Genomic DNA, 26261 nt, shown 5'->3' with positions numbered 1-26261 from the left:
GGTTAATTACAAGTTGGCCAGGGCGGCGGCCGGGGTGGTCGGTTGATGTTCAATCGGGTTGGTGTAGCCCACCTTCACGTCCAACCCCAGCGATTGCATTTCCTTCACCAGCACGTTGAACGATTCCGGTATGCCGGCCTCCAGGCAGTTGTCCCCTTTGACAATGCTCTCGTAAATGCGCGTGCGGCCCTGCACATCGTCCGACTTGACGGTGAGCAGCTCCTGCAGCGTGTAGGCGGCGCCATAGGCCTCCATGGCCCACACTTCCATTTCGCCGAAGCGCTGGCCGCCGTATTGCGCCTTGCCGCCCAGCGGCTGCTGCGTGACCAGCGAATACGGCCCCACGGCGCGGGCGTGGATTTTGTCCGCCACCAGATGGCCCAGCTTCATCATGTAGATGTAGCCCACCACCACCTCCTGGTCGAACGGCTCGCCGGTGCGCCCGTCAAACACGCGCGCCTTGCCGTTGGGCTGCAGCCCCTGCTCCCGGCCCACCGGCGTTTGCGCCGCCTGCTTGATGAATTCCCAGATGTCCTTTTCCTTGATGCCGTCAAACACCGGCGTGGCGAACTTCAAGCCCAGCAATCGGGCGGCATAACCCAGGTGGGTTTCCAGCACCTGCCCCACGTTCATGCGCGACGGCACGCCCAGCGGATTGAGCACAATGTCCACCGGCGTCCCATCGGCCAGGAAGGGCATGTCTTCCTCCGGCACAATCTTGGCCACCACGCCCTTGTTGCCGTGGCGTCCGGCCATTTTGTCGCCCACCGACAGTTTGCGCTTGGAGGCAATGTACACCTTCACCATCTTGATGATGCCGGCGTCAATTTCATCGCCCGCCTCCACCCGCTCCATCTCCTGGTCCAGTTGCGACTGCAAATCCTCGAACTTCTTTTTGAAGCCGCCAATGATTTCGTTGATCTTGTTGCGAATGGGCGAAGGATCAATCTCAATGCGGTCATAGACCAGCGCCAGCTTGCGCAACAACGTCTTGGTGATCTTGCGATTGGCCGGGATGATGATCTCGCCCGTCTCGCTGTTTACCACGTCCAGCGGAATCTTTTCCCCCAGCAGAATGTTGCTCAAGGCCTCCGTCAACTGCTCGCGCAGCTCCTCGGTCTTGGCCCGGTACTCCTCCTGCACCTGCTTGGCCGCCCGCCGGTTTTCCCCCGCCTCGGCGCGGGGCTCTTTCTCGCCCTCCTTTTCCTTTTTGGCGGAAACCTTGACATCCATGACAATGCCATACGTGCCCGAGGGCACCTTCAGGGAGGTGTCCTTGACATCGGCCGCCTTCTCGCCAAAGATGGCGCGCAACAACCGCTCCTCCGGCGCCAGCTCCGTCTCGCTCTTGGGCGTAATCTTGCCCACCAGAATGTCGCCCGGCTTGACCTCCGCCCCCACGCGGATGACCCCATCCGGCCCCAGATTCTTCAGGGCTTCCTCGCCCAGGTTGGGAATGTCGCGGGTGATTTCCTCCGGCCCCAGCTTGGTGTCGCGGGCGCTCACCTCAAACTCGTCAATGTGGATGGAGGTGAAAATGTCCTCCTTGACAATGCGCTCGCTGATGAGAATGGCGTCCTCAAAGTTGTAGCCGTTCCACGGCATGAAAGCCACCAGCACGTTGCGGCCCAGCGCCAGCTCGCCCTGCGCCGTGCACGGGCCGTCGGCAATCACCTGCCCCTTCTTCACCGTGTCGCCCCGGTTGACCAGGGCCTTCTGGTTGACACACGTGGCGGCGTTGGAGCGCATGAATTTGCGCAGGCCGTACACATAAATCCCATTTTCGGGATCGTGTTTGATCTTGCGCTTGCCCTCGGGCAGCTTGCCGTCGCGCGTGATGATGATCTGGTTGCCCGTCACGCTGGCCACCTTGCCGTTGTCCTCGGCCACCACCACGGCGCAGGAGTCGCGCGCCACGCGCTCCTCCAGGCCGGTGGCCACCAGCGGCGTCTCGGTCACCAGCAACGGCACCGCCTGCCGTTGCATGTTGGAGCCCATCAGTGCGCGGTTGGCGTCGTCGTGCTCCAGGAACGGAATCAAACTGGCCGCCACCGACACCAACTGCTTGGGCGACACGTCCATGTAATTGACCTTCGCCGGCTCCACGTCCACAAAGTCGCCCTTGCGGCGGCACGTCACCGTCGGCGTGGTAAAGTGGCCCTTCTCATCAATCGGCGCGTTGGCCTGCGCCACGATGTAGTTTTCCTCGCGGTCCGCCGTGAGGTACTCAATCTCATCGGTCACGCGGCCCTTTTCCACCTTGCGGTAAGGCGTCTCCAGGAAGCCAAATTCATTGACCCGCGCAAAGGTGGCCAGCGAGGCAATCAAGCCAATGTTCGGGCCTTCCGGCGTCTCCACCGGGCAGATGCGCCCGTAATGGCTGGGATGCACGTCGCGCACCTCGAAACCCGCGCGGTCCCGGGACAACCCGCCCGGCCCCAGCGCCGACAAACGCCGCTTGTGCGTCAGCTCCGCCAGCGGATTGATCTGATCCATGAACTGGCTGAGCTGGCTGCGGCCAAAGAAATCACGAATCACCGCCGACAGCGCCTTGGGGTTGATGAGCTTCTGCGGCGTCATGGCCTCCAGCGACTGGTCAAACAGCGTCATGCGCTCTTTCACCAGGCGCTCCGTCCGGGCCAGCCCCACGCGGCACTGGTTGGCCAGCAATTCGCCCACCGTCCGCACCCGCCGGCTGCCCAGGTGGTCAATGTCATCCAGCGTCCCCTCGCCCTTCTTCAGGCGCAGCAGGTACTTGGTGGCCTCCACCAGGTCCGTCTTGGTGAGGATGCGCGTGTCGTTCTTGGGCAGATTGAGCTTCTGATTAATCTTGTAACGCCCCACGCGGCCCAGGTCATAACGCTTGGGGTCAAAAAACAGCCGCTTGATCAGCGCGCGCGCGTTGGCGGCGGTGGGCGGGTCCCCCGGCCGCAGCCGGCGGTAAATGTCCTTCAGGGCCTCGTCCTCGTTCTTGGTGGGGTCTTTCTTGATGCACTTGATGATGATGCCGTCGTCCACCGACGTGTCCACCACCCGCAGCGTCTTGTACCCCAGCTCGGCAATTTGCTTCACCACCGCCCGCGACAAGGGCTCAAACGCACGGGCCACCACCAGCCCCTTCTCCTCGTCCATCACGTCCTCGATGAGCACCTTGTTGGGCAAATCGTCCCGCTTGTCGGCCTCCTTGATGGGCAGCTCCTCAATGGTGTAAAAAAGCTTCAACAGCTCGGCATCACTGCCCCGGGTCGCCTCGTTCTTGCCTTTCTCGGATTCCTCCAGAAACGCCAGCGCCCGGAAAAAGGTGGTGGTCAGGAATTTCCGGCGGCGTTTCTTGCGGTCCAGATACACATACAGCAAATCGCTGGTGTCAAACTGAGCCTCGTACCAGGAACCGCGGTCGGGAATGATGCGGAAAGAGTGCAGCGTCTTGCCGTTGGGATGCTGGGTCGCCTCAAAGGCAATGCCGGGCGAGCGATGCAACTGGCTGACAATGACCCGCTCGGCGCCATTGATGACAAAACTGCCCTGGGGCGTCATGAGCGGCAGTTCCCCCATGAACACCTCCTCCTCCCGGGCCACCTTGCCGTTTTCTTCGAGGCGGAAGGTGACGTGCAGGGGCGCGCCGTAGGTCTGGCCTTCGCGCAGGCACTCCAGCCAGGTCATCTTCGGCTCGCCGATTTTGTAGGAGGCAAAGTCCAGCTTGAACTTGCCGTCGTAGATCTCCACCGGAAACACCTCGCGAAACACCGCCTGCAAGCCCACGTCCTTGCGTTTACTGGGCGGCACATCGGCCTGCAGGAATTCCTTGTAGGAGGTGGTCTGCAGTTCAATCAAATTCGGCGGGGCGATCACTTCTTTGATCTTGCCGAAGTTTTTGCGTTCGATGGCTCGCGTTGACATGAGTCTTGCTAGGTTATGCCAGTCGGCTGTGGCGCAGCCGCCCGGCCAGTTTCGGGCTTAGACAGCACAAGGCGAGTCCCCCCTGCTCCAGGGGGCGCTCGCCCAAACATGGATGAATCCGACCGATATTAGGCTTTCTTCTTGCTTTGCCGGTCCACCCGCCGGCCGCGCCTTCGGCGGCCAGCCGAAGGGGCGGCGCCACCCGGCGCCACCCCTCCTGCGGACAATTACTTGAGTTCCACGGATGCGCCGGCCTCTTCGAGCTTCTTCTTGGCCGCTTCGGCATCCGCCTTGTTGGCGCCTTCCAGCACCGGCTTGGGAGCGCCTTCCACCAGCGCCTTGGCTTCCGCCAGACCCAGACCGGCCTTGATTTCGCGCACTGCCTTGATGACGGGGATCTTCTTGTCCGCCGGCACCTTGGCCAGGATCACATCAAAGGTGTCCTTGACTTCAGCCGGCGCCGCTGCCGCCGCGCCGCCCGCCGGCGCCGCCGCCGCCACCGCCACCGGTGCGGCCGCGGTCACGCCCCATTTGGCTTCCAGTTCTTTCACCAGCTCCGCGATCTCCAACACGGTCGCGTTGCTCAGTTCTTCCACGATTTTTGCTTTATCCAGTGCCATAGGTCCTTTCTGTTTCGCCGCCCGGCGCGGCCGCGCCGGAATTCAGCCCGCTGCCCGCGAGCCGGCGAGTTACATGTTAGGTTTTTGTCGTTTCCCGCCCCCCATTGGCGATGGAGGACGGAAAGAGTGATGATTGCAGCTTTCCAGCCCAGGTGTCTCAGGCCGCCGCCGGGGCCTCGCCTTTCGCGGCCTTGGCCTGCAGCACGCGGGCCAGTTGCGAAGCCGGCGTGTTGAGCAGGGCCACCAGCCGGCTGGCCGGGGTCTGCAACAGCCCCAGCAGCTTGGCCTGCAACACTTCGCGCGACGGCAGTTCCGCCAGCGCCATGACCATGGACGCATCCAGCCGCTGGTTGTTCAAATAGCCAAAACGGACTTTCGGCTTGTCCTGTTCCGCCGCCGCAAACGCCTTCAAGGCCTTGGCCGCCAAGGTGACGTCCTTTTTGCCCGTCACCACCGCCACCGGCCCTTCCAGCGGCCCCGGCAATTCCACGCCCGCCTGTTTGGCAGCGTGCCGGAAAACGGTGTTCTTGACCACGTGCAGCTCGGCGCCGGCCTCGGCCAACTGGCGGCGCAAGGCCGTAAGCTGGGCCACTTTCAGGCCGGTGTAGTCCACGGCCAGAAAGAACGGCGAAGCGTTCAACCGGGCCAGATATTCCTGAGTTAAAAATTGTTTTTCAGCGCGCATGTTCTTTTCCTCCGCAAGCAGCCCGCCCTTAGGCGGTGGTCGCAAACTCCTTCAAATCCACCGGCACCGGCGGACTCATGGTGGTGGACAGCGTGCAGCTCAGCACATACCGCCCTTTCACACTGGCGGGACGCGCCTTGAAAATGGCCTCAATCACCGTCCGCGCGTTTTCCTCAATCTGCTCCGGCGCAAAGTTAATCTTCCCCACCGGCACATGCACATTGCCCCCCTTGTCCACCTTAAACTCCACCCGGCCGGCCTTGAACTCCTTGACCGCCTTGGCGGTGTCTTCCGTCACCGTGCCGGTCTTCGGGTTGGGCATCAGACCCCGCGGGCCCAGTATCTTGCCCAGCTTGCGGACTTCCGTCATGGCCTCCGGCGTGGCAATCGCCACGTCAAACTCCGCCCAGCCTTCCTGGCACTTCTTGATCATGTCATCAAAGCCCACGTACTCCGCCCCGGCAGCCTTGGCCGCCTCGGCCGCTGCGCCGGGCTTGGCAAAGACCAGCACCCGCACCACCTTGCCGGTGCCATGCGGCAGCGGCACCGTGCCGCGGATCATCTGATCGCTTTGCTTGGGGTCCACCCCCAGATGAAAGGCCAGGTCCACCGTTTCCGTGAATTTGGCCCGGGGCATTTTGGCCAGCAACGCCACCGCCGCCTTCAGCGGCTGGGGCTTGCGTTCGCCGAGCAGGCTGATTGCCTTCTTGTATCGTTTGCTGCGTTTAACTGCCATGTGCTTGTGTGCGGTGCCAGCGAGGGGGTTGCCCTCTCCCGCAGGGGTTGATGGTTTAGTCCACGATTTCAATGCCCATGTTGCGGGCCGTCCCCGCAATCATGCGGAACGCCGCCTCTTCCGAGTTGGCGTTCAAATCCTTCTGCTTCAGCTTCACAATTTCCATCACCTGTTTGCGCGTCACCTTGCCCACCTTTTCCTTGTTGGGCACCTTGGAGCCGCTGGCAATCCCCGCCGCCTTCTTCAGCAACACCGACGCCGGCGGCGACTTGGTGATGAACGTGAACGACTTGTCCTGATACACCGTGATGACCACCGGAATGGTCATGCCGGCCTGGCTCTGGGTCTTGGCGTTGAACTCTTTGCAGAACGCCATGATGTTCACGCCATGCTGGCCCAGCGCCGGGCCGACCGGCGGGGCCGGGGTGGCCTGGCCGGCGGTGATTTGCAGTTTAATCTGACCGACAACTTTCTTTGCCATAAACTTGACTCAATCCAGGGGTTCCGGGGCCGCTCAGGTCTTTTCCACCTGCCAGTATTCCAGCTCCACCGGCGTGTTGCGCCCGAAGATGTTCACCGTCACTTTGAGCTTGCCGCGCTCCGGCTCGATTTCCTCAATCACCCCGCTGAAGTTCAGGAAGGGCCCGTCATTAATCTTCACGGTTTCGCCCACCTCAAAATTGACCTTCGGCTTCTCCACGTCCTCCGACTCGCTGATTTGCGCCTTGATGCTCTCAATTTCGTCATCCGCCGTCGGCGTCGGACGGTCCCCCCCCACAAAACCAATGATGCCCTGGGTCTCGCGGACGAAATACCACGGCCGGTCAATCAGCCGGTTGTTTTCATCCAGCAATTTCATCCGCAGAAAAACATAGCCGGGGTACAATTTGCGGGTGCTCACGGTCTTTTTGCCGCCGCGCACATCCACAATCTTCTCCATCGGCACCAGCACTTCCTCAATGTACTCCTGCATCTCCTCGGCCTTGATGCGCTTCTCAAGGCTGTCCTTCACCTTCAGCTCCTGGCCGGCGAGGGTGTGGACAACAAACCACTGACTTTTAGGTTGCGGCATAAATCTGGAAGGCGGCGAAAACTAGACCGTCGTCACCAGGTTGACCAGCAGGTGCAACACGACGTCCACCACAATGGTAAAGGCGCTCAGCAGCGCCACCGACACAATCACCACCACCGTGCTGCCCTTCAGCTCCTCCCGGCCAGGCCAGGTGCACTTGCGCAGCTCCTCGCGGGTCTCTTGAATATAACGATTCAGGCGCAGGAAATGCCCCTTCCGCCAAAGGTAAAACACCACGGCGGCCAGGGCGGCCAGGCCCAGAATCTTCAAGATTTCACCTGTATCCATATCGTTGTTTCCTGACTTGGCGGAGAGGGAGGGATTCGAACCCCCGTCCCGCGACGCGGGAAGCGGTTTTCAAGACCGCCGCATTAGACCACTCTGCCACCTCTCCGGCAAAAAATTGGCAGGGCGTGAGGGACTCGAACCCCCAACAGGCGGTTTTGGAGACCGCTACTCTACCAATTGAGCTAACGCCCTGTTGCCGCAGAGATTCTTGCTCAATGTCTCTCCGGTCGTTTGCCGGTGGTTCGCGCCGGGGCGTCCCGCGCCCCGCGGGACGCCGCCGCCGCTTAAACCTTGACTCAGTCCAGAATTTCCGTGATACGGCCGGCCCCAATGGTGCGGCCGCCTTCGCGGATGGCGAACCGTTGCAGTTTCTCCATGGCCACCGGCGCAATCACCTTGATTTCCATGGAGACGTTGTCGCCCGGCATCACCATTTCCACCCCCTGCGGCAGCGTCACCGTGCCGGTGACGTCCGTGGTGCGGAAATAGAACTGCGGACGGTAATTGGTGAAGAACGGCGTGTGGCGCCCGCCCTCTTCCTTGGACAGCACGTACACCTCGGCCTTGAAGTGGGTGTGCGGCGTAATCGAGCCGGGCTTGGCCAGCACCATGCCGCGCTCCACTTCGTCCTTCTTGATGCCGCGCAGCAGCACGCCCACGTTGTCGCCCGCCTGCGCGCTGTCCAGCAGCTTGCGGAACATTTCAATGTCCGTGGCCACCGTCTTGCGCGTCTCGCGCAACCCCACGATTTCCACTTCCTCCATGCGCTTTAGCAAACCGCGCTCCACGCGGCCGGTCACCACCGTGCCCCGGCCTTCAATGTTGAACACGTCCTCAATGCACATCAGGAACGGCTTGTCCACCTCGCGGGTGGGCAGCGGGATGTACTTGTCAATCGCCTCCAGCAGGTCTTCCACGGCCTTGATGCCTTCCGGCTTCAAATCCATGGCCGCACGCGAGCTGCCGCGGATTACCGGCGCGTTGGCGCCGTCAAAACCGTACTTGGTCAGGAGATCGCGCACTTCCATCTCCACCAGGTCCAGCAGGTCCTTGTCGTCCACCAAATCAATCTTGTTCAAAAACACCACAATCGCCGGCACCCCCACCTGGCGGGCCAGCAAAATGTGCTCGCGCGTCTGCGGCATCGGGCCTTCGGCCGCGTCCACCACCAGAATCGCGCCGTCCATCTGGGCCGCGCCGGTGATCATGTTTTTGATGAAGTCCGCATGACCGGGGCAGTCAATGTGCGCGTAGTGCCGGGTGTTGCTCTCGTATTCCACGTGGGACACCGCGATGGTCACCGTCTTGGTTTCGTCACGCACCGTGCCGCCCTTGGTGATGTCGGCGTAGCTGATCGGCTTGGCCAGCCCCTTCTGGGACTGAACATGCACGATTGCAGCGGTCAGCGTGGACTTCCCATGGTCAATGTGCCCAATCGTCCCCACGTTGACGTGTGGTTTCGTACGTTGAAATTGCTCTTTTGCCATCGCAGTTCCTACGGTTGATGTTTTCGGTTTTTCAACTCAGGCCAGCCGCTACAGCCGGCGCAGATTTTGACATGGAGCCCATGATCAGGATTGAACTGATGACCTCGTCCTTACCAAGGACGCGCTCTGCCAACTGAGCTACATGGGCATTCCATGCGTCACTTTCCTGTCATTGTAAAAGACAAAACCACCGTCAGACCCTGTGGCTTTTCCCAAAAATTCACAGGGACTAACAGAGTCGTCCTGTTCTAAGGCCCAATGACGGGCGGGAAATTACGCCTTTGCCAAAACCTTGTCAAAGGTTTTTTTCAAGATTTTTTCTCCACCGGCCCCGCTTCGGCCCGCCCCACCGCTTCCGGCCCCTCCACCCGCCCCATCAGCCAGTTGCCCACCCCAATCATCACCCCCGCCATCACCAGCCCCGCCGGCACGTCCACCGCATAATGATACCGGCAATAGACCGTGCTCAGGCACAATAACACCACCACTACCGCATGCATCCAGCGAATCGCCGGCAAATACCGGAAGGAAAAATACAGCGTCGTCACCGCCACCGCCACATGGCTGCTGGGAAACGCCGCGCCGGGCGTCTCAAAATGGCGATAAATCAGCGCCATAATCTGGTAAAACAGCCCCTCCTGCACCGCCGCCGGAAATTCCGGCACATGCGCCGGCATAACCCCCGCCGGCAGGCCAAAGTCCCCCAGCTCCCGGTAAAATATCCGCGGCCCCACCACCGGCAAAAAGATGTACACCAGGAAACAGGCGTAAAACACCACCGACACCAGCGAGATATAATGGAAAAACTGCTGCCGGCCCTGCAGGAACAGCGCCAGCCCGCAGCCGGTAATCATGAGATAATAAGAAAAATAGGAAATGTAAAACACCTCGCTCACCCAGTAATACGGCAGCCGCTCCATGAATACCAGGCTGGGCTGCATCCCAAAAATCCACTCTTCCACGCGAATAAACCACGGGTCCAGCATGCCGCGGGCAAACATTTGATTCAAATGCCCCGTTTCATTGTATATCGGCACGTACAGCAGAATGGGATAAAAATGCCGCAGGAGGTACAACAGAAACCCATGCCGGCCGGTCCCCTCCGCCACAATCATCCAGTGAATCACCGCCACCAGTCCCGCATGGCCGAGCACCAGCCACCGCCACTGGGGCACGGTCTGGTTGTGAAAAAACAAAATCAACAACCCCACCAGGGCCAAGTAACCCTGGGTGGCGTAATCAATGAAACGATAATGCCGCATGGACTCCCCTTATTTCAGCCAGCCCGCCTGACGGTACCATTCCAGCGTGGCGGGCACCCCTTCCTGCACCGAAGTTGTCGCGCTGAACCCCGTCAGCTCCCGCAGCCGGCTGACATCGCACACCCACCCGGGGGCCGCCAGTTCCCGGTATTTCTGCAAATTCACCACGTGCGGCCGGCGCGTCACCTGGCTGATGATTTCCTGCACCACACATACCGGCCACAAAGCCGCGGTGGGCAACACCAGCGGCACCGGCTTGACCTGTAAAAACCGGGCCGCCATCTCACCAAGCTGGCGGGCGCTCACCACCTCCGGATGCGCCACATGCAACACCTGCCCCACCGCCCCTTCCTGCGTGAGGCAATGCACAATCGCCGCCGCCAAATCTGGCGCGTAAACCAGGCTCAATTGCTGGCGCCCTCCCCCAAAACACGGCAGCAAACCGCGTTGCACCGCCTTGAATAATTTGAAAAATTCTCCATCCCTCGGCCCATACACCCCCGGCGGACGCAAAATCACCGACGGCACCCGGCATTGCTCCCGCACCACCTGCTCCGCCGCCAGTTTGCTTTGACCGTAATCGGTCAGCGGACGCGGCGGATCCGTTTCCCGCGCCGGCCGGGCAGCCGTGGCGGGGCCGGTGACCGCCAGGCTGGAAACATGCACCAGCCGCTGCACCTGGGAAGCCTGCCGGTTGATGGCCGCCACCAGATTTAACGTGCCCGCGTGATTCACCCGGAAATATCCCTCCCGGTCCAGGGCCTTGGTGGCGCCGGCGCAATGAATGACATGGGTGATTCCCTCCAGCGCTGACTCCAACGTTTGGGGAGCATCCAGCGCGCCCTCGTGAATCTCGACTTTAGAAAGATGCGAAGCAATCCACTGGCGGGGACTGGATGCGCGCAGCAGCAGCCGCACCGGCACTTGTTCCCGGACGAGGCGGTCCAGCACGTGGCTGCCCACCAGCCCGCTGGCGCCGGTCAACAGCACTTTCATGGCCTGCTAGATGATGCCCAGCTCACGCCCCACCTTGGCAAACTTGTCCAGGGCAAAATCAATTTGCGCGTCCGTATGCGTCGCCATCAGGCTCACCCGCAACAGCTCCATCCCCGGCGGGATGCCGGGCGAAACCACCGGATTCACAAACACCCCCTCCTGCTCCAGCCGCTTGCAGAACTGAAACGTCTTCAGCAAATCCCGGATGTACACCGGCAAAATCGGCGTCTGCGACCCGCCCAAATCAAACCCCAGCGACAACAACCCCTTCTTCATCCGCTCCGTGTTATGCCACAAGCGCTCAATTCGCTCCGGCTCGCTCTGCATAATCTTCACCGCCGCCAGCACCGCCGCCGCATTGGCCGGACTCATGCTCGCGCTGAAAATCACCGTCTTCGAGTGATGCTTCAAGTAGTCTATGGTGGCGGCATCCGAGGCAATGAAGCCCCCCAGGCTGGCCAGGGACTTGCTGAACGTGCCCATGATGAATTGCACCTCGTCCGTCAGCCCAAAGTGGGCCACCGTCCCCGCCCCCTGCGGCCCCAGCACCCCGATGCCATGCGCATCATCCACCATCACCGCCGCGCGGTGTTCCCGGGCCAGCCGGCAAACCTCCGGCAAATTGATGATGTCCCCCTCCATGCTGAAGACACCGTCCACCACAATCAACTTGCCCGCTTCCGGGGGCAGCTTTTGCAGGCGCGCCTCCAAGGCGGCCATGTCATTATGCGCAAAACGCGAGTAATCCCCCAAGGCCAGCCGGCACCCCTCCACCAGGCTGGCGTGATTGCTTTTATCCGCCAGGATGTATTCATCCTTGCCGGCCATGACGCTGATAACGCCCAAATTGACCTGAAAACCCGTGCTGTAGAGCAGCACTGCCGGCTTGTTCACCAGCCGGGCCAGCGCCTCCTCCAGCTCAATGTGCAAATCCAGCGTGCCGTTCAGGAAGCGTGACCCCGCACAACCGCTGCCATATTTGGCCACCGCCGCCATGGCGGCCTCCTTGATTTTGGGATGATTGGTCAACCCCAGATAGCTGTTGGAGCCCAGCATTAAGACCTTCCGGCCGTTCATGATGACCTCGGTATCCTGCGCCGAGGAAATCATCCGGAAATATGGATACAACCCGGCGGCCCGCACTTGCTCCGCGCTTTTGAACGCGCGCACCTTGTCGAACAGCGGCAAATCCGCTGTCCCTTGCGTGCCGGCCGGCGTCATTTTAGCCCCCAGCCCCTGCTCAATTATGGGCGAATAAGTGTCCCGACTCATATAAGCCGGCCTTTTGTGTCGCAAGTTGGGGTTATTTATTCAATCAAAATTATTAAGCCCCTCGCCCACCAGCCACCTCCACACCTCCCTGCCCCCCCCCTTCCCCCGGCCTCCCTCAACGCCCCGCCACCGGCTCGGCCGTGTGGAATTGCAGCCACGATATGTCCCGGTCGGTGCTGCTGGTGCGGCGGAAACCGGTCACCCCAATCGGCCCCAGCGTCGTGCGCTCCTGCCACCGGTGCGTCTCCACCCGGCCGTCCACAAAAGACAGGTTCACACTTTGGTGATGGTACCCGGACGGCGTGTCCAGCCACCAATACGGCGTGGGCACCCCATGCCCGTCGAACGTGCCGGTGTTGCTCAAATCCACCGCAAAATTGCCCTCGTTGATGCTGTCGTAGCGTTCATCCAAAAACACAAAGATGCGCGACGGCTCCCGGATGTCGCTCTGCTGCCGATAAACCATGAAATTGGTGCCATATCCCCCAATGACCAGCACCGGCTTGAGAAAGCGCACCGGGTTCAGCCGGTTGTTCATGCTCACGCTGCGCACCAGGGGGGACGGATCGGCGGGGCATTTATACAGGCCCGGATGGGTGACATACGGCGCCAACAGCGAACGCTTGGGGTCCACCAACAAGGCCGCGTTGGTCGCCTCCAGCGGATTGCGCAAGTGGCCCGCCACCCAGTTGGTAAATGGCAGCCCGTCGCCGTCGTCCACCGTCCATGGCAGCCGGCCATGGTAATCGTCGCAATACAACTGCCAGACCAACACCAGCGACCGGTGATTATTGACACATTGGACAGTCCGCGTCCGCTGCTTGGCCGCCGCCAGCGCCGGCAGCAACAACGCCACCAGCACGGCAATAATCAACACCACCACCATCAGCTCAATCAGGGTGAACGCCCGCCCCTTGGTTGGCCTCTTTGCCATGCGTTTCATTTTCGTGGCTGTGTGCGCCGTGAGTTTATCCAAACCAACACCGCTGCCAATCCCGAAACCAACGTCACCCCCCACCCCACCCATTCCACCGGCAAAAGTCTCCGGGCCAGCCTCAGGGTGTGATGCCCGGCGGGCAGGTCCACCTGCATCAACCCGCTCGACGACGCCGGCCGCACCTCCACCGGCGATACCCCGCGCCAGGCCTTCCATCCCGGAAAATAAAACTGGCTGACCTGCAACGTGACTGGCTCCCCCGCCTCCACCAGAATCTGCACACGCCGCGGATGCCATTCCCGGATTACCACCCGCCCGCGCCCTTGCTCAAACACCACCGCCAGACGCGCCTGGTCCTGGACCAGCCCCATCCGCGGCAACAACGGCAGGGTGCCATCGGTGTAATGCTTCACTCGCTCCGGCTCCCGGTTGACCTCCAGCCCCTCCAATATCTGCCCCAACGGCTCCGCCACCCATGCCGGCAAATATTCTGTGGCGTCCTCCTGCCGCGTGAGCCACTCGGCAGGCGGGCTTTGGTGATGCCGCGCAAAGTGCCGAATCGCCTGATAATCCATCCATCCCCACCCCGCCAGCAGCACCACCATCCCACCCAACATCACCCCTTTCCACCACCCGCCGCCCTGCCGCCACTGGTGCAACCCGGCCGCCATCAGCCAGCACGCCGCCAAGGTCAGTATGGCTGTGGCTCGCCAGGGGAATTGCACCAGTTTCAGCCGCGGCACATGCCTCCACACCGGCTCGCTCAGCGGCAGCATCAGGAACAATGTCGCGTATAGCACGACCACGCCCCACACCACCCGACGCCGCAGCCCCAAGTCTTCCATCCGCCCCGCCATCACGAAGCCCCACGCCCCCACCGCAAACGTCCCCAACACCTGCCAAAACAACGCCGCCCGAAACGCCTCACCCTCGGGATGCAGCGCCGTCAGCAAAAAGTTCCGGTCATATTGCAAATTCGGCGAGTTGGTGAGCGCGCTCATGGATATGTATTCCTGCAACGTCATGGCGGGCAACACATACACCGCCGCCAACCCCGCACCCCACCCCAGCCCCGCCATCGTCCACGCCGCCAACCTCCAGCATGCCCCCCGCCCACCCACACACCAGGCATAGACCAACGGCACCGGCGAAAACAGCAGCGTCGTGGGAAGATGCGTGGCTACCAATAACCCATACCCGCACGCCAGCAAGACCAGCCCCCGCGCCCGCCCCCGCCCGTCTGCCATGCAATCCACTCCGGCCAGTACCAGCGGCAACCACGCAAAAGCCCACAACTCGGCGTACGCCCCCCGCACATATAAATCCGCAGCCAGATGATACGGCGCGAGCACGTAGGCCCCGGCCCCCGCCAGCGCTGCCCACTCGCTCACCCGCCGCCGCAGCCATCCCCAGGCCATCAACCCGCTCAAGCACAACGCCACCACCGCCCCCGCCCCCAGCATCCGCCCGCTCGCCCCCTCCTCCCCAAACACCGGGCGCAACAAGCTCGTCGCGTAAAACGGCACCGGCGGATAATAATAAAAAGCCGGACTCCCCAACCCCCCATTCAAATCCATCAACCATCGGGGATACACCTCGCCTCCCCATAATTGCCGGGAAAAATTCTCGCTCCAGATAGTGTGAAACTTCCCGTCATGCTGCGCGGTCCCAAATCCCCGCCCCAGCATCACCCCGCCCCCCACCAGTGCCAGCGCCAGCAAAAGCACCACCGCCAACCATGGTTTTACTTGACCGCCACCCCCATGACCCTCCGCGCGCCCATGAGCTGGCCTGCCCGCGCTTATGATATGGAGATAATGCATAATAAAAGTATCTGCCGTCCGTTGAAATTGAAGAGCCTCTGCCACTTTTATTTATGATATCAATCCGCCAGCATTCATTGGAAACTATGGCACGAAAGCTGATTTGTGCTTCCTTATAAACCATATCCTCAGGATCGTAACCACGCCGAATGGCCAGTCCTCCAACTTGGAAAATGGCTGAATTAACCTCCAACAGGGTTACGAACATTAATATGCATACTCCAGCCGCCAATCTGCTGGCTTTCAAATTCCCACTAGCGGCTAAGCATCGCATGAAATATCTCCCTGGTAATCTTTATAGCCTGCCACCAATATTTCCTCTCCTTCGAATATTTTTATTCACGCGCCCGTTTCTTCAGCCGTTCTCCTTCCGCGCACCTTTCAACGCCCACCACCCGGCAGACGATGAACAGCAAGGTGCTATTACCAACGCATAATATGAAAAATAGTGCCCGTCAACACCATGAGGCATGTTTTTCCGCCACCACCACCTGCTCATTCAACCACCGCCGCTTACCCCGTCATCTCCCGCCCATCTTTGGCCCCGCCTTATTTCTCTGCGCCACTTATTGACAGCCCCATTCCACCTTGTGGGGGTCATTCAGTTGCCGAGCGCGCCCCGCCCATGGCCCCCGCCGTAGGCCGCCAACGGCTGTACTTCACCAGACACCAAAGGGCTTCCACGCCATGTCGCAGCCGGATTTTCTTCCCCTCCGCCCGGCTCCGCCCATGATACGTTATCGGCACCTCCATCACCCGCAACCCCAACCGGCTCACCTTGGCCGTGAACTCCGGGCAAAATCCAAACCCTTCCTCCCGCAGCTCCAGCCGCGGCACCAACTCCCGCCGGAACATCTTGTAACACGTCGCCTCGTCGCTCAGCCACAGCCCAGTGCACAAGTTGGAAAACAGCGTCAGCGCCTTGTTCCCCAACGTATGCCACAACGGCCCCACCCCCCGCCGCCCATCGGCATACCGGCTCCCATACACCACGTCCGCCTTGCCGCTCAAAATCAACTCCAGCATCGGCCCCAAGTCCGCCGGGTCATATTCCAGGTCAGCGTCCTGCACCACCACCACTGGCGCCGTGGCCAGCGCCAAACCCGTCCGCACCGCCGCCCCCTTCCCGCGGTTGCGCTCGTGCCGCGCCAGCCGCACCCGCCCATCCCTCGCCTCCCACCCGCGCATCACCCCCCAACTCCCATCCGTGCTCCCATCATCCACCGCCACCACCTCCGCCACAAAATACTGCGCCAGTACCCGCTCCAACACCAATTCCACACTCCGGGCTTCATTGTACACCGGAATGACAATGGAGAGAGAGGGAGGGGATGAGCCGGGGACCCGACAGCCCTTGTCCCGGTCAGCGGGCGAATACGAATGGCGCTCCACAAAAGTTACCCGGCAGGCTGGTGCCCAACGGTCTGTTTTGTATCACCCTTGAGAAATGTCTTCCAGAAACAGACGGCGGAACCAGCCGTCAGATAGGCTAGAACGACTTTCATGACCCAGTCCACTGTCGCCGGTGGCACCGGCAGCCACTCCGTCACCGTGCCCACACAGGAGCAGCCCTTGTAGTTCATCAACCACAGGCCAAGCCGATAGCCAATGAACATACCGCACAGCCACAATACTAGGAAACTCTTGGCGGCGGATTCTTTGCCTTTCCACACATACCAGGCCACTGCCCCTTCCGCAAGTGCCGTAACCAGCAGCAACTGCCGCAGGCTGATAAAACGAAATACCGGGTCCGCCAAGGCCATCACTTTCGCCTCGCCTGCAACACTTATCAGCTTGCACATTGCCGTAACCGCCAAAATCACGGCCGCAGATTTAAGGAAAAGGTCCTCAATTCGCATATGAAGAAGGATATCACCCCACACTAATTTCGTGTTCGATTTTCAGGTCGCTCTGCCAAAGGTTTATTTCCGCTCACAGCGGCTTGGATTTTACCTGCGTCCCAGCAAAGGCCGCCCCCCCTTTGCGGAAATCTCATCCCAACAAGTGCAGATGCATCTAAACCACGCTGGGTGTGCCGTGATTCCTACAAACAACCGCCGCTCACCCTTTCGATACATCAAAAGCAATCAGCAACCAACGGCGTGGAAAAAACTTGGCCGATTGCATTATTTGGATCGCATTGGCATGAACTTGCCGTTGTCAGGCACCGAACGCTCCATCGTGTACGGGTCACAAGCCAGTTAGGCATAATTGAATTGCATGTATCATAAATTGCTCCCATAGTGCACATTCCTCCAACTATACCTTCTGGTAATCCAGCGGGCGGCAACCCGAAAGGCGGCGGAGGCGCTGGATTGATGGTATGTCTATCAATGAGGCAGTTCCCTGGACAGGCACTAAATGGAGAGCCGCAATTCATTGCCACGATGGCATCTTGGTATAATTGGCACCTTAAAAATCTAGCCGCTGTTGATACAGTTATGCCGCTAGCCAGCACCAACACAATCATTAACCATATTTTCTTCATAGTGTTTCTCTCCTCTCTAGGTTTTTTCTGCGTTTTTCCTTTGTTTTTTGACTGCAAGGAGCCACCACCCCAGTGGCCCCAACAACACCGCAATCAAGGTCAGTACCAAAGGCAGTTTAGAGGCCATCACTCTTTTTCCGCGTTTCTTCTCCTCCCTAAGCTTGGCCATATCCAGCACATAGGCCGCCTTATCCAGCTCATTTGTCCCCAGGAAATTCGTGCTTTTGTACAGGTGCGTGAACATCTGTTTTTCCTTGTCCCACAGCCGATAATCAATGATATCCAGCATCCGGCCCGTCACCGGGTAGCAGCTAAATTCCTTTTCATTCAAGTCAACATACACATACTCGAAGGAAAAATGAGATATCTTGTTGGTATCGGGCAGGGCAAAGCCTTCCATTTCTGGATGGAGTTTACTTGACCCAACCACTGTCGCCTTGAAGTGATGTTGATAAAACATGCCATCTCGACCTCTCCGAAAAATCGCCTGATAAACGAGATTGGTAGTGCCCGGCGGATGGGGATATCCGCCCCCAAGAATCTTTTGCTTTGTCAGCAAATAAGGTGACAGAAGCGCCTTGTCCAAGCGTTCCTTGTTCACGACAAACCACCCATTTTCAATCACCTCATCTCCAACGTATTTAACCTCGCTTCCGTGAAGATAAATATGCGCATAGTGGTTAATGCTGCTATACATGTTGGGCTTTGGGATTGTTGGCTTATCGTTCGTGGGCACCGTGTCACGACAGAACGCAAACCATACCATTTCGCCACTGAGTTCCGTGCATATTATTCCGGGATACACTAGCGCTGAATTCCTGTCCTTGGGTATGTTGGTGCTGAGAAGATCATGGTGCACCATATAGATGTTGGTTCCATCACAACCAACATCATAATAAGTTTTAAACCCGTTGGTTCCAGAGGCAACTTTCATGCGCCATTGATTCCCCAGCCGTTGCAAGGTAAAGGGATAACAATAGCTGTCAACGGTATGTCGGTTGCTAATCACGTATGAGACTGTCCAATGTCCCGTGACGGCATAATGCGTTTGAAAAACTGGCCGGTCTTCCCCCTCAGCTCCCATGCCCAAGCCCGCCCACCAACTCATGACTGCCAGCGCCAGCATCATGCCAATCAGGTTTCTCTCCATGGACATCGCCCCCATAACTTTGGCCTCGTAAACTTTTGGCTACACCTGAGCTTGGGACACTCACACCTCTCGTCTCCCTCCGCCAGTCCAGCACGCGCCCGATTCTTCAGCCGTTCTCCTTCCGCGCACCTTTCACCGTCCACCACCCGGCAGACGATGAACAGCAAGGTGGATTTACGCGACGCAACCTAAAAAAAAAAAAAAAAAACACGCTTGTCAACACTTTTTATTGAAAAAAATAAGATTTTATATCATGCTTGCCATCAGTGGTTTATGAGTATTGTTCATCGCCAAACAGAAAAATTATTCATTTTCATTTTCCCATTTCTACACCTTCTGAACGGCCCTGTTCATTACGCCATTTGGCCTTAATTAGCCGCCATCTCGTCATGGGTTCGGCCAATTGTGTATTCGGCACAAATACGACAAATCCCACCTGCAGCCCCCGCTGATACCGTCGCTTCTGCGGGCCGCGAAACCGCACCACCCAGCCATCCTCGCCCTTGGCAATGCTTTCCCGCTCCAGCAACTCCAGCCCGATTTTTGCGCGCACGTGCTGCGGCGGTGCTTTCTCCCAATCCTCGTGATCCTGCCGCACCGTCAGTTCCAAGTATTGCGGGTCTTCCATGAACAAGATAATCAGGCACCGTACCGCGCCGGTCTTCAAGTCCCAACCCCCACCATTATAGGGTATCAGGTAGTCTTCAAACCGCGTGTTGGCATCATATTGAGAGGGCAGTGCGGGACGTATTCGGGCGGCCTCAACCTGTTGGTGGTCCATCCGCTGCTGCACCTCGGGCCACGTCAATAGCCGTGGCGGGCCATAAGTGCTGCGCAGGGATTGGATTTGCCAGAATGTCCAACCACATAATACGACCCAGGAAAGTAGCAGCAACAGGCTGCCTGCCCGGCGCACCCCCACCCACGCGCACCACCCCAGCCAGCCGGCCACTATCAAGGCCCCGAAGGCTGGCATGAAATCCAGCAGGTAACGTGACGAGATCACACTGTTGCGCAGGTAAAAGCCAAACAACATGACGCCGGCCAGTGCGCCCCACGCGCCCAGCGCCGCGATGACCCGTGCATGCGCCGGAACTTTGGCCCCCTGCCGGTACCGACGCCACCAGGCCATGCCCGCAAAGGCCATCGCCACCAATCCGCCAGCCAGCCACGGCCAATACCACGGGTTATACGCCGTCAGGTACATCTCCCGCCATCGCACGGTGGGCGATTGGCCAGGGAAGAATTTCTTTCGGTAAAAATCACTGCCGTTCAAATCGCGGGTAAAAAACAGCAGCCCCAGCATTTCCCGGCTGGCGGACCACACCGGCTCCTGTTGGTACGGGTGATCAAACCGCGTCGCGTACATTGAGCCGTAAAGATCCTGCAAATTAAGCCGGTGGCCGAATTCAAACCCGCTGCCGAACCGCGCCAGGTTGGTAAAAAACAACAACGCCCCGCCCAGTCCAAACAACACCAGTCCCAGCGCCAGCGCGCGCCAGCCGTTGCGGCATTCGACGCCGCGATTTGCCGGGGATGCCGCCGCTGGCGCAACCGCCTGTGGCGCTGGAGCAATGCCAGGGGAAGCTGCCTCCGTCTTCACAGCATTCCCCGGCAAAGCACACCGCCGCCCCCACCACCACACCCCTGCGCCCACCATGACCGCTGCCCCGCCATAGAACACCAGCGGTGGACGTATGAAACCGCCCAAGCCCGCCAGCAGGCACAGCGCGTACCACCACTGATTCCCCGGTCGTTGCGCCAGCCGCGCCAGCACGGCCAGCAAAATCAAGGCGTAAAAATACTCATACACCACCGCCTCCTCATAAATATCAAAACGGGCGGATAGCAGGCCAAAAAGGGCCGGAAACATCAGCAAAATGAGGGTGGAGCCGCTCATGGCCGCGCTACTGGCCAAAAAAGGCATCGCAGTGTCCCAATTTTCCTCCGTTCTCCCCCAAAAAGCGCTCAGCACGGCATAGGCGGCAAGGGCGCCAAAAAGGCCCACGGCGAACAAATCGGGAAAGGCCGCAAAGCCCGCCGCCCGCGCCGCCAATTCCCAAGGCAGCCGCCACACCGGCACGCCCAACCCCCATACTTGATGCACCCCACCCTCTGACCAGGTTAAATCATGGCGTGCCGCCAGAACGTTATCGCTCAAAGCCAGCCGCCCGGCCAGGAAAGCCTCCATCTGCTCGCGGTAAATGGTACTGCAGGAATAATAACCTCCTTCTTGCCCGCCTCGCGAAATCACCAGCACCAGCAAAACACCATAAGCCAGGGCCGTAATCCGTTGGGTCAGCATGAGGCCGAATTAGAATAATAACTTGGGCGCTTGGCAATCCAAGATTCAACCCCGGCCCGGCGATGTCTTAAAAAAAGCCACGGCAAAAGGGCTTGCCGGAAGCCATAATTTTTTTTTGACTGCCTGCATGGCACAAGCTTTGGCACACTTTTTGACGCCCCCGCGTTTTCAGCCAGCCTTGGACCCGGATTTCCGGCCGGCAGTGCTGGCGCATCGCGCATTCCAGCAAGCCGTGCACGAAGCCGGTGGCGGCGAAAGCGTGACCTTGGCGCTGGAGCAGGCCGATGGCTCGGTCTATCACCACCGCACCCGCATTCTGCCGGCGCAGCATCCCCAAGCGGCAGCCAACCTGCCATTCGTCGAGCGGCTGGTGAAATTCCTGCTCTGGTCCCGGGGCGGCTTCCGGGTGTACGTGGCCGGCCCTCCTTCCCTGGCCGCGGACCTGGATTGGCACTATCGGCAAACGGTCACCGGACGGTTTGACGCTGAAATCATGGGGCAGCGAATCTATGAACGTCCCTTTGAAGTGGTGGCCACCGATACCACCAGCCTGCCTCCCGAGCGGGCGGTGACGCGCCCCTTGGGACGGCACTTAAACGGCTGCCGCATCGGATTCGATTTGGGCGGCAGCGACCGCAAAGCCGCGGCCGTCATAGACGGAAAAGTGGTTTTCAGCGAGGAAGTCGTTTGGGACCCCGTTCCCCAGCGCGACCCCCAATATCATTTTGACGGCATCATGGACTCCCTCCGCCGGGCCGCCCAACACCTGCCGCGCGTGGACGCCATTGGCGGCAGCGCTGCCGGTGTGTACGTGAACAACCGCGTCAAAGTCGCCTCCCTGTTTCGCGGCGTGCCGCCGGATTTATTCCAAAGCCGCGTCAAAGACCTGTTTCTGGAAATCCGGCGGGCGTGGAACAACATCCCCCTGGAGGTGGTCAACGATGGTGAGGTCACCGCCCTGGCGGGTAGCATGGCCCTGGAGCGCAATGCCGTGTTGGGCATCGCCATGGGCACCAGCATGGCCGGGGGGTATGTCACCCCGGCGGGCAATATCACCACCTGGCTGAACGAAGTAGCCTTCATGCCGGTGGACTACGCGCCAGATGCCCCAGTGGATGAATGGAGCAAAGACCGGGGATGCGGGGTGCAGTATTTTTCCCAACAGGCGGTGGCCCGTCTCCTGCCCAGAGCCGGGATTGAAACCCCCGCCGGGATGCCGTTTCCGGAGCGGTTGAAGCTGCTGCAAAGTTTGATGGCCCAGGGCGACCCCCGCGCCGTGCCGGTCTATCAAACCATTGGCACTTATCTGGGCTATGCGCTGGCGCACTACGCCGCTTTTTACACCATCGAAAATGTGCTGGTGTTGGGCCGGGTCACTTCCGGCGCCGGCGGCGACTTAATCATCCGTGGCGCGCAGGAAGTGCTGCAGGCGGAGTTTCCGGACCTCGCCAGACGCCTGGCCTTTCATGTCCCCGGGGAAACGGAAAAACGCCATGGCCAGGCCATTGCTGCCGCCAGCCTGCCGGTGGTGGAGGGCCACGCTGGCCATACTCCGCCCAGTGGCCGCTGATGAACAATTCGTGAATTATCGCCAAACCTGATGACTCCCTATCATCAATTAGTTGCCGGTCTGGCCCGGCTGTTGACCGAAGCCAAACATTATCCCCTGGGCGGTTTCGCCCCCCTGCCCCGCCCCGCGCTGGCGCCCGATGCCCCCAAAGCGCTGATTTTTTCGCCCCACCCGGACGACGAGGTCATCATCGGCGGGCTGGCCTTGCGGCTGATGCGTGAATCAGGTTGGCGTATCATCAATGTGGCCGTGACGCAGGGCAGCAACAAGGCCCGGCAGGCCGCCCGCTGGGAGGAATTAAAAAATTGCTGCCAACATATCGGCTTTGAGTTGATTCAAACCGCCCCCACCGGCCTGGAAAAAATCAATCCCAAAACCCGCAGCCAGGAGCCGCAACATTGGCAGCAGTGCGTGACGGTCATTGCGCAAATTCTGCAACGCGAGCAACCCCGGGCCATTTTCTTCCCGCACGATGCCGACTGGAACAGCACCCATATTGGCGTGCATCATCTGGTCATGGATGCCCTGCGCACCCTTCCCGGTTTTGTCTGCGACCTGGTGGAAACCGAGTATTGGGCGCCCATGGCCGCCCCCAACCTGATGGTGGAAATCTCGGCGCAAGATTTGGGCGACCTAATCACCGCGCTCACCTTCCATGTGGGCGAAGTGCAGCGCAATCCCTATCACCTCTCCCTGCCCGCCTGGATGATGGACAACGTGCGCCGCGGCGGCGAAGTGGTGGGTGGTCAGGGCGGCGCCGCCCCCGCCTTCACCTTCGCCACCCTCTACCGCCTGCGCGCCTGGCGCGACGGCCAGCCACAGGCCAAATGGGAGGGGGGACGCTTTCTGTCACTGGCGGAAAAGCCGCACCTCTTGCTGGGTGCTTGAAGTTGCCCGGCATGCCGGCGCAAGGAAATCCATCCTTCCTGCCGCCGGTTTTCCAGCCAAAACCGCCGCTCTTTGAGCTTGCCGCTGCGGCGCGCATCCCGTAGTTCTCTCAGGCATGGATAACCGGGAAGCGCTGGTGGCGCTGAATCTGTTGGACGGCATCGGCCCCGTGCGGGTGCGTCACCTCCTCCAGCACTTCGGCGAGCCGGCAGCCATTCTGAGCGCCTCTTTTCATCAGCTCTGCCAGGTGCACGGCATTGGCGAAGAAACTGCCCGCGCCATCACCGCCTGGGAAAAAAACGTGGATTTGGCCGCCGAACTGCGCCGCTGCGAAGAGTTTGGCTGCCGGCTGGTCACTGCCGAGGATGAAGAGTATCCGCCCTCCCTCAAGGAAATCTACGACCCGCCGCTGGTGCTCTACGTCAAGGGCCAGATGCTGCCCAAGGACCGCAACGCCGTGGCCGTGGTAGGCTCCCGCCATGCCACTCATTATGGCATTGAAACCGCCAAGAAACTGGCCTTCCAGCTCGCCTATGTGGGGGTGACCGTCGTCAGTGGCGGAGCGCGCGGCATTGACACCGCCGCCCACTTGGGCGCCCTCAACGCCAGAGGCCGCACCCTCTGCGTGCTCGGCACCGGCATCAACCTCGTGTTCCCGCCGGAAAACAAAGAGCTGTTTGAGCGCATCGCCGCCAATGGCGCCCTGCTAACTCAATTCCCCTTCAACCGCCCCGCCGACAAACAAACCTTTCCCATCCGCAATCGCATCATCGCCGGCATGACCCTGGGCACGGTGGTGGTGGAAACCGGCCTGAACGGCGGCGCCATGATTACCGCCAACTTCGCCGCCGATTACGGGCGGCAGGTGTTTGCCGTGCCGGGGCGGGTGGACTCCCCCAGCAGCAAAGGTTGCCACGACCTCATCAAAAAAGGGGCCAAACTCTGCGAAAATGCCGAGGACATCCTGGGCGAATTTGAATACCTCTTTCCCGCCTCCAACCGGCCGCCTTCCCCCGCCGAAACCGGCGTGCTGCCGCTGCTGGAATTGACCGAGACCGAGCAGAAAGTGCTGGGACTTTTGAGCGCCGAGGAAACGCCCGTGGATGACCTCATTTACCGCAGCGGCCTGCCCGCCTCGGTGGTCTCAGTGGCGCTCCTGGGGCTGGAGATGAAACGCCTGGCCCGGCAGTTGCCCGGGCGGTTGTACATCAAAAACGACGGCCACTGACATGGCTCGCGTCCCGCCTCACGGCGAGGAGGAGGACGGCGCCGTCGTTTCCATCGCTTCCCCAAAAGCGTAAAGCTTGCCCTGCGTGCGCAGATAGAGGCGATTCTCCACCACCGCCGGCGTGGCCATGATGCGTTCACCCATCGCGTTGCGCGCCAGCACCTCCAGCGTGTCCCCGGCCTTGATTACCACCGCCATGCCCGGTTGCGAGCACACCAAAATCTTGCCCCCCGCCGCCACCGGCGAAGCATAATAATCCCCCAGCGCGCCCAAACGCTCCTCCTGATACAAGGCCCGCCCCGTCCGCGCCTCATAACAGGAGAACAAACCGCCGTTCTTCACCAGATACACCCGTCCCTCGTAATACAGAGGCGTGGGCACATACGGCAGGCCGCGGTGTTGCTTCCAGGCCACATGCGTTTCGGTCACGTCCCCCTGACCCCCGGGGCGCACGGCAATCAGCGCGTTTTCAGACTTCTCGTAAATCGCTTTGATGGACTCCCATTCCGCGCGCTGGATGAATCCATCCTTGTCCGCATCCACGTAGGTGAAATCGCGGCGCGCCGGGCCCGCCGGCGCTTCCTCGCGGGTCAACCGGCCGTCTTTGTCCTGGTCCCCTTGCGCCAACAACTCATCAAAGCCGGGCAGCACCGGCATCCCGGCCCCAGGTGTCCAGCCCGCAGCAAAAAACAGACCTTCCCCAAAAATGGGCGAGGCCACCATTTCATTGGGCAAACCGCGGGCGCGCCAAACCGCGGCGCCGTCTTTCAAACGATACGCCGCCAGTTGCAGCGTCCCCGGCAGAATCACCAACTCCGGCTGCTCGGCCGGCCACAGCAATGGCGTGCAAAAACCCCGGCGCACTTCCGGCCGCTTCACCTCCCACAACGTACGGCCATCCTCCGCGCTCACGGCCAGCAGATGCGCGTCCACATCGGCATCGCGGTTGATGACCACCATTCCCTGAGCCACCACCGGCGAGGCCCCCGACCCATGCTGCGTCACGGGCGTGGGCAGCGGCCGCCGCCAAATCTCCTTCCCCGTAAAGTCATAACACACCAGGCCAAACGCCCCAAAATACACATACACCCGCCGGCCATCCGTGGCAGGCGTGGGCGACGCCATCGCCCCCATGCCGCGCTCCGGCTTATCCGGCATCACCGCCTGCCGCCATAGAATGCGCCCCTCCTGCCGATTCAAGCAAAGCGTCTCCAATCGCTCCCCCTCCACCCCGGTCAGGAACAGGTAATTCCCCCAGATGCACGGCGAGGAATGGCCCTGCGGCAGCTCCACCTGCCAGAGCACGTTGGTCTTGGGGCCAAAGACCGTAGGAAATGAACCCGTGGCCACCCCCGACGCCTGCGGGCCGCGAAATTGCGGCCACCCCACCGCCGCCCAAGTGACGGTGACCCACCCCAGCCACACGCCAACGCTACCGAGCCAGAATGTGAATGCGCGTTGCTTGCTCATCATGTTTTTGCTTGCGGTCTTTGATGTCCCCGATTTACCGCAGCAGGTCAAGCCGCATCCACTCCGATTCGGAAATGCTCGCGC

The 26261-nt window shown here is 60.4% G+C and carries 22 protein-coding genes and 3 tRNA genes; 4 read left to right on the top strand and 21 right to left on the bottom strand.

Going from position 1 to position 26261, the window contains the following annotated elements; translation table 11 throughout:
* Positions 1–6 precede the first annotated feature (6 nt).
* The 16 genes from rpoB to NXS98_RS00050 all read right to left on the bottom strand — a co-directional run bounded on the left by rpoB (position 7) and on the right by NXS98_RS00050 (position 15078).
* A complete protein-coding gene (rpoB, locus tag NXS98_RS00125; protein WP_283846419.1) occupies positions 7–3900 on the bottom strand; it encodes a DNA-directed RNA polymerase subunit beta in 3894 nt (1297 codons plus the stop codon).
* A 227-nt stretch (positions 3901–4127) separates the two neighbouring features.
* Positions 4128–4520, bottom strand: a complete 393-nt coding sequence (rplL, locus tag NXS98_RS00120) for a 50S ribosomal protein L7/L12 (protein ID WP_283846418.1) — start codon at positions 4518–4520, stop codon at positions 4128–4130.
* Positions 4521–4677: 157 nt separating this feature from the next.
* Positions 4678–5205: a 50S ribosomal protein L10 gene (gene rplJ / locus NXS98_RS00115; protein ID WP_283846417.1), complete on the bottom strand. Its 528-nt coding sequence runs from the start codon at positions 5203–5205 to the stop codon at positions 4678–4680.
* A 28-nt stretch (positions 5206–5233) separates the two neighbouring features.
* Positions 5234–5941, bottom strand: coding sequence for a 50S ribosomal protein L1 (rplA, locus tag NXS98_RS00110; RefSeq protein WP_283846416.1), 708 nt, complete (start codon positions 5939–5941; stop codon positions 5234–5236).
* Between the two features lie 55 nt (positions 5942–5996).
* On the bottom strand, positions 5997–6422 hold the full coding sequence (gene rplK, locus NXS98_RS00105) for a 50S ribosomal protein L11 (protein ID WP_283846415.1): 426 nt from the start codon (positions 6420–6422) through the stop codon (positions 5997–5999).
* Between the two features lie 33 nt (positions 6423–6455).
* Positions 6456–7013: a transcription termination/antitermination protein NusG gene (nusG, locus tag NXS98_RS00100; protein WP_283846414.1), complete on the bottom strand. Its 558-nt coding sequence runs from the start codon at positions 7011–7013 to the stop codon at positions 6456–6458.
* Between the two features lie 21 nt (positions 7014–7034).
* A complete protein-coding gene (gene secE / locus NXS98_RS00095; protein ID WP_283846413.1) occupies positions 7035–7301 on the bottom strand; it encodes a preprotein translocase subunit SecE in 267 nt (88 codons plus the stop codon).
* 17 nt (positions 7302–7318) lie between these two features.
* A tRNA-Ser gene (locus tag NXS98_RS00090) sits at positions 7319–7407 on the bottom strand.
* Between the two features lie 10 nt (positions 7408–7417).
* Positions 7418–7493, bottom strand: a tRNA-Trp gene (locus NXS98_RS00085).
* 104 nt (positions 7494–7597) lie between these two features.
* On the bottom strand, positions 7598–8788 hold the full coding sequence (tuf, locus tag NXS98_RS00080; RefSeq protein ID WP_283846412.1) for an elongation factor Tu: 1191 nt from the start codon (positions 8786–8788) through the stop codon (positions 7598–7600).
* A 72-nt stretch (positions 8789–8860) separates the two neighbouring features.
* Positions 8861–8936, bottom strand: a tRNA-Thr gene (locus tag NXS98_RS00075).
* Between the two features lie 160 nt (positions 8937–9096).
* Positions 9097–10050 carry a phosphatase PAP2 family protein gene (locus NXS98_RS00070; protein ID WP_283846411.1) on the bottom strand — a complete coding sequence of 318 codons (954 nt, stop codon included), beginning with the start codon at positions 10048–10050 and terminating at the stop codon, positions 9097–9099.
* Positions 10051–10059: 9 nt separating this feature from the next.
* Complete coding sequence (locus tag NXS98_RS00065; RefSeq protein WP_283846410.1) at positions 10060–11046, bottom strand: NAD-dependent epimerase/dehydratase family protein; 987 nt, start codon at positions 11044–11046, stop codon at positions 10060–10062.
* 6 nt (positions 11047–11052) lie between these two features.
* On the bottom strand, positions 11053–12267 hold the full coding sequence (locus tag NXS98_RS00060) for an aminotransferase class I/II-fold pyridoxal phosphate-dependent enzyme (protein ID WP_425499962.1): 1215 nt from the start codon (positions 12265–12267) through the stop codon (positions 11053–11055).
* 166 nt (positions 12268–12433) lie between these two features.
* Positions 12434–13252, bottom strand: coding sequence for a prepilin-type N-terminal cleavage/methylation domain-containing protein (locus tag NXS98_RS00055; RefSeq protein ID WP_283846409.1), 819 nt, complete (start codon positions 13250–13252; stop codon positions 12434–12436).
* Positions 13253–13257: 5 nt separating this feature from the next.
* Positions 13258–15078, bottom strand: coding sequence for a putative glycosyltransferase family protein (locus tag NXS98_RS00050; RefSeq protein WP_283846408.1), 1821 nt, complete (start codon positions 15076–15078; stop codon positions 13258–13260).
* A 173-nt stretch (positions 15079–15251) separates the two neighbouring features.
* Between NXS98_RS00050 and NXS98_RS00045 the strand changes: the two genes are divergently transcribed.
* Positions 15252–15515 (top strand): hypothetical protein, encoded by a 264-nt coding sequence (locus NXS98_RS00045; RefSeq protein ID WP_283846407.1) that lies wholly within the window; start codon positions 15252–15254, stop codon positions 15513–15515.
* 160 nt (positions 15516–15675) lie between these two features.
* Here NXS98_RS00045 and NXS98_RS00040 read toward each other — a convergent pair whose 3' ends face one another.
* The 4 genes from NXS98_RS00040 to NXS98_RS00025 form a co-directional block, all read right to left on the bottom strand.
* Complete coding sequence (locus NXS98_RS00040) at positions 15676–16470, bottom strand: glycosyltransferase family 2 protein (protein ID WP_283846406.1); 795 nt, start codon at positions 16468–16470, stop codon at positions 15676–15678.
* Between the two features lie 5 nt (positions 16471–16475).
* On the bottom strand, positions 16476–16937 hold the full coding sequence (locus tag NXS98_RS00035) for a hypothetical protein (RefSeq protein ID WP_283846405.1): 462 nt from the start codon (positions 16935–16937) through the stop codon (positions 16476–16478).
* A 645-nt stretch (positions 16938–17582) separates the two neighbouring features.
* Positions 17583–18731: a hypothetical protein gene (locus NXS98_RS00030; protein ID WP_283846404.1), complete on the bottom strand. Its 1149-nt coding sequence runs from the start codon at positions 18729–18731 to the stop codon at positions 17583–17585.
* Between the two features lie 298 nt (positions 18732–19029).
* Positions 19030–21021, bottom strand: a complete 1992-nt coding sequence (locus NXS98_RS00025; protein ID WP_283846403.1) for a hypothetical protein — start codon at positions 21019–21021, stop codon at positions 19030–19032.
* 127 nt (positions 21022–21148) lie between these two features.
* Here NXS98_RS00025 and NXS98_RS00020 point away from each other — a divergent pair, with 127 nt between their 5' ends.
* The 3 genes from NXS98_RS00020 to dprA all read left to right on the top strand — a co-directional run bounded on the left by NXS98_RS00020 (position 21149) and on the right by dprA (position 24707).
* Positions 21149–22591 (top strand): ROK family protein, encoded by a 1443-nt coding sequence (locus NXS98_RS00020; protein ID WP_283846402.1) that lies wholly within the window; start codon positions 21149–21151, stop codon positions 22589–22591.
* Between the two features lie 30 nt (positions 22592–22621).
* Positions 22622–23479, top strand: a complete 858-nt coding sequence (locus NXS98_RS00015) for a PIG-L deacetylase family protein (RefSeq protein ID WP_283846401.1) — start codon at positions 22622–22624, stop codon at positions 23477–23479.
* Positions 23480–23594: 115 nt separating this feature from the next.
* Positions 23595–24707, top strand: coding sequence for a DNA-processing protein DprA (dprA, locus tag NXS98_RS00010; protein WP_283846400.1), 1113 nt, complete (start codon positions 23595–23597; stop codon positions 24705–24707).
* Positions 24708–24725: 18 nt separating this feature from the next.
* Here the strand turns inward: dprA and NXS98_RS00005 are convergent, their stop codons facing one another.
* Positions 24726–26180, bottom strand: a complete 1455-nt coding sequence (locus tag NXS98_RS00005; RefSeq protein WP_283846399.1) for a BamB-related PQQ repeat family beta-propellar protein — start codon at positions 26178–26180, stop codon at positions 24726–24728.
* Between the last annotated feature and the right edge of the window lie 81 nt (positions 26181–26261).

It is taken from the genome of Fontisphaera persica, assembly GCF_024832785.1.
GTDB lineage: Bacteria > Verrucomicrobiota > Verrucomicrobiia > Limisphaerales > Fontisphaeraceae > Fontisphaera > Fontisphaera persica.
Note: the sequence above shows the minus strand (reverse complement) of the source record. Positions and strands in the feature narration are given on the sequence as shown.